General features: G+C 61.7%; 1 protein-coding gene. It reads right to left on the bottom strand.

Annotated elements, in window-relative coordinates; translation table 11 throughout:
- Nucleotides 1–719: 719 nt before the first annotated feature.
- A partial coding sequence (locus tag Q1B08_RS21410) for a transposase (RefSeq protein ID WP_299823379.1) occupies nt 720–1,453 on the bottom strand: 734 nt, incomplete at its 5' end.

The raw sequence follows: 1,453 nt of genomic DNA, 5'->3' as shown, positions 1-1,453 counted from the left end.
CTGGCCATCGGGATCGACCGGAAGCTGAACTCGACCGCCGTGATCGACGCGTTGACCGATCTGTTCATCCTGCAGGGTGTGCCTGACTGCGCCAGATCGTTCAAAACGTCGTCTTGGACCAAGTAACCCCTTCAGTAGTTCAGCACAGGCTGCTGGCCTTGGTGGCGTAAGAACAAAGCCGGTCCCGTTTCCGGGATCGGTAAACTGGGAGATGTACCCGGCTGGAACGGACCTTCGAGCATAGTACAGCGAACTCACACTTCGTCTCGCAATGCTAATCTTTAGGCATCGAGCAGCAAATAACCGTCCTTGCTTCCGCGCCGCACTCCGACCCCTTTGCCGAAGGGCGTCGCCGTCATGTTAGCAGTAAGCCCCTGCCCTATAGCATTCGGCGACGCATAGCTCTTTACAGAAAGCACTATTTGTAAAGAGTGAAATAGAAGCGGTTGTTCGCTGTGGCTCACCTAAGCGTCGGCAGTGCGGACTTCGCGGACCTTCGCAGCTACAGCACCAACGACAGCTTTCGTACGACAGGACCGAAATGATGAGTTTTTTCGTAGTCAAAAGTGGCCCGCCCCTATCGGGGGGTCCGGTTTCAGTCTTAGCAGGCTGCTGAAGAAGTCGGTGGGGCGGAACGGTTTCCTCGGGACCGGGCCGGTTGCCTGAGCGTCCGGCCTGTCAGCGCGAACGGTATGCGCGGCTGATGCCGCTTTTCGGCTTCATGGGGCCAGCACTCGAGGCAACCGGGCAAGGTTGTTGGCTGCCATCGTCAGAATGAAGCGGGAGCGCACCCGCTCGACGCCGCGATAGACGGTCTGGCCCATGCCGCCGACGGTTTTGGCCCAGCCGAACGCCTCTTCGATCCGCTTCCGGTGCCTCAGGGACAGGTCATAACCCCTGTGCCGGGTGGTGCGCCCGTCAATCGCTGAATATCTCGCCTTTTTGGCGACATGCGGGGTCACACAAGCCTGGCGCAGGTCAGCAACGAACTCGGCAGCGTCATATCCCTGGTCCGCTCCGAGGGTCAGCTTGCGGGTCGATCCTGGGGAATGGCGGTGAACCATACCGAGCGCGGCACGTCGCTCGGCATGGCCGTCCGCTTCGGTCAGATCGCCTTGGACGATCAGGCCACTGCGGTTCTCCATCAGAGCATGGCCGATGAAGCACAGCATCGCGCCGGTGCCGGGCGACTTCTTGTAGAGCCGGGCGTCCGGATCGGTCGTCGAGACATGGGTGGCGTTCGATCGCTTCTCGCCCCGGAAGTTGATCTCGGGCGTTGCGGCGTTGCGGTGTTGGCGGGTGGGGCGGGGCATCGGGTCGGTCTCGGTTTGGGTCTGTTCGGGCTGGTCGGTGGCAATCGTGTCTGGCGAGGGCGGGGGGAGTGTCAGGAGTTCTGTGTATCCGGCGGCCGGTCCGGTTACGTGGCGGCCGCTCTCAGCCCCTGACGGGGGAG

The sequence above is a fragment of the uncultured Jannaschia sp. genome (genome assembly GCF_947494025.1).
GTDB lineage: Bacteria > Pseudomonadota > Alphaproteobacteria > Rhodobacterales > Rhodobacteraceae > Jannaschia.
Note: the sequence above shows the minus strand (reverse complement) of the source record. Positions and strands in the feature narration are given on the sequence as shown.